Below are 5,698 nucleotides of genomic sequence, written 5' to 3'. Positions count from 1 at the left end.
AAGCGCTTGAGCAGTTTTTCCAGGTGCTGCTGATTGCCGACGTTGCACGGGCATCCCGGGTCCCAGAAATGCACGAAGCGCACTGGTCCCGGGCCCTGCAGCTCGGCCGGCAGGCGAAGGGCGTCGCCGGAGAACAGCTCGGCGCGCTCGCCGTCGAAGGTGCGCAGGTAGCGCGCCTCGAACCACCAGAACGCAGCCAGCATGGCGCCGCCCCAGAGCAGGGCGATCAGTGCGGCGATCAGGTATTTGCGACGAGCGCTCATGGCGGGCTCCGATGTGGGTGCGCAAGCTTGCCATGGGGCGGCGCAGAGCTGAATATCCCAGATCAACGCAATCGAAGAATTTCCATGCCCTCGCGTATCGATCCCGAGCGCCTGCGTAACAGCCTGCCCGCCCTGTCCGAGGCGGTCGCCGCAAGCGCCGAAACTCTCCATTACCAGGCCTATTACGGGCTCGACCTGCCGCATCGCACGCAGGTCCAGCGCCGCCTGGGGCGCTTTCGCGTGCATGACTACGATGTCGTCGCTCAGGCCTGGTGGCCGGAGCAGCCCCACGCCAGCCTGCTGATCCTGCACGGCTACTACGACCACATGGGCCTGTATCGCCATGTGGTCGACTGGGGACTGGAGATGGGGTTCGCCGTGCTCGCCTGCGACCTGCCGGGCCATGGGCTGTCCAGCGGTCCCCGGGCGAGCATCAACGAGTTTGCCGAATACCAGGCGGTGCTGAGCGGTCTGTTCGAACAGGCACGCCAGCTCGATCTGCCGCGTCCCTGGCACCTACTTGGCCAGAGTACCGGCGGTGCCATCGCATTGGATCACCTGTTGCATCAGGCCGAAAACCCCGACCTGGGGCGCACCATCCTGCTGGCGCCATTGGTTCGCCCGCGCGCCTGGCTGCGCTCGCGCATCAGCTACGAGTTGCTGCGGCGCTTCGTTCAGCAGATCCCACGAACGTTCAGCGAGAACTCCGGCGACCCGGCCTTCCTCGAATTCGTCCAGAGCCAGGACCCGCTGCAGCCGGACATCCTGCCCACGGCCTGGGTCGGCGCCCTGTCACGCTGGATTCCCCGTATCGAGGGTGCGGCTGACAGCAGGCACGCGCCGTTGATCATTCAGGGCGAGGCGGACATGACCGTGGATTGGCAGTACAACCTGCCGATTCTGCAGCGCAAGTTCCCAAGTGCTGAGGTGCTGCGACTGCCCGAGGCGCGCCACCATCTGGTGAACGAGCGCGAGGAATTGCGCCAGGCGTACTTCGACTTCCTGCGCGAGCGCCTCAGATAGCGGGATCAGATGCCCTGCTGCGGCTCCAGCTCGGCGCCGCTCATGCCCACCGCCAGGCCGGCGCGTAGCGCCTGCAGCGCGGCCTGGTAATAGGCCTTGCCTTCGTCCGACTGGGCGAATGTCACATATTCCTCCAGTTCGGCATCGGACAGGTCGCGATAGACGTACAGCAGCGTGTTGTCGAGATCGGCCTCTATCTGCTCGATCATGCGTTGGCGCTGGCTGCTCAGCAGGCTCTGCGCCTGATTGCCACCGAGCAGGCCGGGAATCATCTGGCTGAGACTGTCGGCGGCGACGCCGGCCAGTGCCAGGCTGACTTCCGCGCCCGCTTCGCTGGCTGGCAGCGCCTGGGCCAGGTGGCGGATCAGCAGTTGTCGGTTGCTGCCGGCTTGCACCCGCGGCAGGCCGGCGGCGTGCTTGGCCAGCTGTTCGCGCCGTGCGGCGAGCACTTCGGCCGAGACGATCTTGCGTCCCAGGGTCGACTGGAAGAATTCCAGCGCCGGCTGCGGCTCGGCCAGGTTGCCGCGCAATGCCTGCTGTGCGCGCTGGTCGATGGCATGGGCGGCGAAGCGGCGGTTGCTGTTGGTCACCAGTGCCTGGAATACCGCCGGTGGCAGGGTGTCCTTGTAGCGTTGCTGGGCCGCGGTCAGGGCATCGCCGAAATTGGCGCGCTGTTCGGTCCAGCCGGCGGTTTCGTAGAGTTCCTGATAGGTGTCGGCGAAGCTGCTGACGCTCAAGGTCAGCAGTACACAGGTCAAGAGGGCGCGCATGGAAGCTCCTGTCTGGCGGGCGGTTCATTTTCCGTGCGTCGACGCGTGCTTGTCGAGGCGCACGGTTACTGCTGCCATTTGGCGCAGCGACGCAGCTTGTAGCGGAGTCTCAACAGACCCTAGACTCCTGCGGTATCCCTTCGGAGTCACTTCCTTGCCGTTCTCTTCGATCATCGACGACCTGGCCGAGCGCGGCTGGTCGGTGCAGAGTTCTTTCCTTCCCAGTGATGTGACCCACAAGCTGGCCGACGAGTGCCGCAGGCGGGAAGCCGAGGGTGCGCTGGCACCGGCAGGGGTCGGCCGCGGCGAGGCGCAGGCGGTGCGCGAAGGCATTCGCAGCGACCATATTCAGTGGCTCGAACCGGGCCAGTCTGCAGTCTGCGACGACTATCTCGAACTCATGGACGGCTTGCGCCAGCAGCTTAACCGCGAGTTGTTCCTCGGGCTGGAAGAGTTCGAGTGCCATTTCGCCTTCTACCCGCCGGGCGCCTTCTATCAGACGCACCTGGACCGCTTTCGCGATGACGACAGCCGCTCGGTGACCGCCGTGCTCTATCTGAACCCGGACTGGCAGCCCGGCCATGCCGGCGAACTGCGCATGCACATGCCCGACGGCTCGCAACTGGACGTGCCGCCGCTGGCCGGCAATCTGGTGGTCTTTCTCTCCGGCGATTTCCCCCATGAAGTGCTGGTCACCCAGGCCGACCGTCTGTCGCTGACCGGCTGGTTCCGTCGGCGGCCGGCCGATGTGCTGGCGCTCTGACGAGCCCGCATCGACATTTGCGCAGACGAAAAAAAGCCCGGCACAGGCCGGGCTAAAGGGAAGTAAGTGTTTCGGGCTACATGCCCAGCATGTTCGGCAGCGCCAGGGAAATTGACGGCACGTAGGTGATGATCACCAGGAAGCTCAGCATCAGCGCCAGCCATGGCAGCACTGCGCGGATCACCTGGGTCACCGGCATGCCCGTCACCGCTGAGGCGACAAACAGGTTCAACCCCACCGGTGGCGTTATCAATCCGATCTCCATGTTCACCACCATGATGATGCCAAGGTGGATCGGGTCGATGCCCAGCTGTATGGCAATCGGGAACAGGATCGGCGCCAGGATCAGGATGATCGCCGACGGCTCCATGAAGGCGCCGGCCACCAGCAGCACGATGTTCACCACCAGCAGGAACATCCACGGCTGCAGACCTGCCTCGATGACCCAGGCAGTGATCGCCTGCGGAATCTGCTCGGTGGTCAGCACGTGGGCGAAGAGCATGGCGTTGGCGATGATGAACATCAGCATGATGCTCAGCTTGCCCGACTCCAGCAGTACCTTCGGGCATTCGCGCAGCTTGAGGTCCTTGTAGACGAAGATCGCCACGAAGGCCGAATACACCGCCGCGACCGCTGCCGCTTCGGTGGGCGTGAACATGCCCGAGTAGATGCCGCCGAGGATGATCACCATCAGCAGCAGGCCCCAGACCGCCTTGCGCGCGGCGGACAGCCACTCGCGGAAGCTGGCGCGCGGCAGTGCCGGCAGGTTCTTCTTCACCGCGATGATGTAGATCGCCACCATCAGCGCCAGACCGAGCATGATGCCCGGAACGACACCGGCCATGAACAGCTTGCCGACCGAGGTCTCGGTAGCCGCGGCGTAGACCACCATGACCACCGACGGCGGGATCAGGATGCCCAGGGTACCAGCGTTACAGACGATGCCAGCGCCGAAGGCCTGCGGATAACCGGAGCGCACCATGCCGGCGATGGCGATGGAACCCACCGCGGCCACGGTGGCTGGCGACGAGCCGGACAGCGCTGCGAAGAGCATGCACGCCAGCACCGCACCGATCGCCAGGCCGCCACGGATGTGGCCGACACAGGCGTTGGCGAAGTCGATCAGGCGACGCGCCACGCCGCCGGTGGTCATGAAGGCGCCGGCCAGGAGGAAGAACGGGATCGCCAGCAGGGTGTAGTGCTCGGAGGTCTCGAACAGCTTGATCGCCAGCGAGCGCACCGAGTCCTGGCTGAAGATCATGATGGTCAGCGAACCGGCCAGGCCGAGGGATACGGCCACCGGCACGCCGATGAACATCAGCACGAAGAGGGCGACGAACAGGAACAGGATGGTCATTACTTGGGCTCCTCTTCGCCGTGCTTGAGCGCATCGGCCGCTTCATCAGCGAGGCCGAGGCCGGTCTGCTCGTTGCGCAGGATACGCACGAAGATTTCGGCGAAACGGATGAACACCATGGCGAAGCCGAACGGCACGATCATGCCGATGTGCCACTGCTTGACGCCGACATGGCCCAGGTCTTCCGCGCCGATGTTGGCAACGAACAGCGCCTGGATCCACTCGAAGCTGGCCACGGTCAGCAGACCGGCGTAACCCAGGCAGAGCAGGCAGGCGATGATGCCGATGACGCGCTGGATGTGTCGCGGCGCCAGCTTCACCAGTGCATCGACGCCGATGTGGCCGGCGGTGCGCACGCCATAGGCGAGGCCGGAGAAGATCAGCCAGGCGAACAGCGCCTTGGTCAGCGCGGTGCTCCAGGTCATGGACTGGGCCAGGCCGATGATGAAGTCACCGATGGCGAACCAGAAGTCGGCGCTTCCCTCGAACCGGTCGCCCAGGTCGTAGAAAAGTGTGTAGAGGTTGTTGAGGATCACGTAGACGAAGGTCACCAGTGTCATGGCGGCCAACAGAAAGGCGATGAAACCTTCCTCGAAGTGGTCCCAGACGCGCCAGAGGGCGTTCATGGATGACATCTCCCGATGGACTGCTTGTTGTATCGAAGGCAGCACGGAGGTGCGCCGTGAACCAGCCGGGGCAGGCTGGGAGACAGAGCAATGAAAAACTCTTGTTGTCGCCATCGAAGCGGCTCAGCCCGGGATCGCCTTGGCCTGACCTGTCTGCCCTTGGTGCGGGCTTCGTCTTCGCTAGCTGCTTTGTTTTTTCACTGAGCTGTCGGGTATCACTGGGTGGTGCAGCAAAGGGGCGGGGTGTCCGCCCCCCGGCAAGGCTTATTTAGCCTGGTTGGCAGCTTCGGCGGCCTTGATCAGGTCAGCACCGATTTCGCCTTCGAACTTCTTCCACACCGGCTTCATGGCTTCGCGCCACTTGGCACGCTCTTCCGGGGTCAGCACCAGAATTTCGGTGGTGCCGGCGGCAAGAATGTCAGCCTTGGCCTTCTGGTTCAGGGCGTCGGCTTGCTTGTTCACTTCAACAGTGACTTCTTCCACGATCTTTTCCAGCTCGCCACGTACATCGGCAGGCAGGCCGTCCCAGAACTTGGTGTTGGTGATCAGCATGTAGTCCAGCAGGCCATGGTCGGACTCGGTGATGTGCTTCTGTACTTCGTGCATCTTCTGCGAGTAGATGTTCGAGTAGGGGTTCTCGGCACCGTTGACCACGCCGGTCTGCAGGCCCTGGTAAACCTCGGCGAAGCTCATCTTGCGCGGGTTGGCACGCAGCGCCTTGAACTGCTCGTCCAGCACTGCAGAAGCCTGTACGCGGAACTTCAGGCCGCGCGCGTCTTTCGGCTCACGCAGTTCCTTGTTGGCCGACAGCTGCTTCATGCCGTTGTGCCAGTAGCCCAGGCCGGTGATGTTCTTGTCTTCCATGGAACGCAGCAGGCCTTGACCAGCTTCGCTCT

The 5,698-nt window shown here is 63.9% G+C and carries 6 protein-coding genes and 1 pseudogene; 2 read left to right on the top strand and 5 right to left on the bottom strand.

Annotated features, from left to right (window positions below):
- Positions 1 to 263, bottom strand: a pseudogene (locus ACN0X6_RS24825) (thiol-disulfide isomerase); the annotation flags it as partial.
- An 84-nt stretch (positions 264 to 347) separates the two neighbouring features.
- Between ACN0X6_RS24825 and ACN0X6_RS24820 the strand changes: the two are divergent.
- On the top strand, positions 348 to 1,286 hold the full coding sequence (locus tag ACN0X6_RS24820) for an alpha/beta hydrolase (RefSeq protein WP_417708004.1): 939 nt from the start codon (positions 348 to 350) through the stop codon (positions 1,284 to 1,286).
- 5 nt (positions 1,287 to 1,291) lie between these two features.
- Here the strand turns inward: ACN0X6_RS24820 and ACN0X6_RS24815 are convergent, their stop codons facing one another.
- Positions 1,292 to 2,056 carry a hypothetical protein gene (locus ACN0X6_RS24815; RefSeq protein ID WP_417708002.1) on the bottom strand — a complete coding sequence of 255 codons (765 nt, stop codon included), beginning with the start codon at positions 2,054 to 2,056 and terminating at the stop codon, positions 1,292 to 1,294.
- Positions 2,057 to 2,210: 154 nt separating this feature from the next.
- Here ACN0X6_RS24815 and ACN0X6_RS24810 point away from each other — a divergent pair, with 154 nt between their 5' ends.
- Positions 2,211 to 2,819, top strand: a complete 609-nt coding sequence (locus tag ACN0X6_RS24810) for a 2OG-Fe(II) oxygenase (RefSeq protein WP_023445783.1) — start codon at positions 2,211 to 2,213, stop codon at positions 2,817 to 2,819.
- A 76-nt stretch (positions 2,820 to 2,895) separates the two neighbouring features.
- Here the strand turns inward: ACN0X6_RS24810 and dctM are convergent, their stop codons facing one another.
- The 3 genes from dctM to dctP all read right to left on the bottom strand — a co-directional run.
- The gene (gene dctM / locus ACN0X6_RS24805; RefSeq protein WP_102833203.1) at positions 2,896 to 4,176 is read right to left on the bottom strand and encodes a C4-dicarboxylate TRAP transporter large permease protein DctM; all 1,281 of its coding nucleotides are present in this window, start codon (positions 4,174 to 4,176) and stop codon (positions 2,896 to 2,898) included.
- Positions 4,176 to 4,802, bottom strand: a complete 627-nt coding sequence (locus ACN0X6_RS24800; protein ID WP_023445785.1) for a TRAP transporter small permease — start codon at positions 4,800 to 4,802, stop codon at positions 4,176 to 4,178. The genes dctM and ACN0X6_RS24800 overlap by 1 nt, the downstream gene beginning before the upstream one ends.
- A gap of 264 nt (positions 4,803 to 5,066) precedes the next feature.
- A partial coding sequence (dctP, locus tag ACN0X6_RS24795) for a TRAP transporter substrate-binding protein DctP (protein ID WP_417707998.1) occupies positions 5,067 to 5,698 on the bottom strand: 632 nt, incomplete at its 5' end.

This window comes from Pseudomonas sp. (assembly GCF_048269965.1).
Classification (GTDB): domain Bacteria; phylum Pseudomonadota; class Gammaproteobacteria; order Pseudomonadales; family Pseudomonadaceae; genus Aquipseudomonas.
The sequence above is the reverse complement of the archived record's forward strand: the minus strand, read 5'-3'. Positions and strand labels throughout refer to the sequence as shown.

What these genes read in the sequence shown, in the direction of transcription:
- ACN0X6_RS24820 (WP_417708004.1), top strand. Translation starts at nt 348, where the DNA reads ATGCCCTCGCGTATCGATCCCGAGCGCCTGCGTAACAGCCTGCCCGCC.
- ACN0X6_RS24800 (WP_023445785.1), bottom strand. Translation starts at nt 4,802, where the DNA reads ATGAACGCCCTCTGGCGCGTCTGGGACCACTTCGAGGAAGGTTTCATC.
- dctM (WP_102833203.1), bottom strand. Translation starts at nt 4,176, where the DNA reads ATGACCATCCTGTTCCTGTTCGTCGCCCTCTTCGTGCTGATGTTCATC.
- ACN0X6_RS24815 (WP_417708002.1), bottom strand. Translation starts at nt 2,056, where the DNA reads ATGCGCGCCCTCTTGACCTGTGTACTGCTGACCTTGAGCGTCAGCAGC.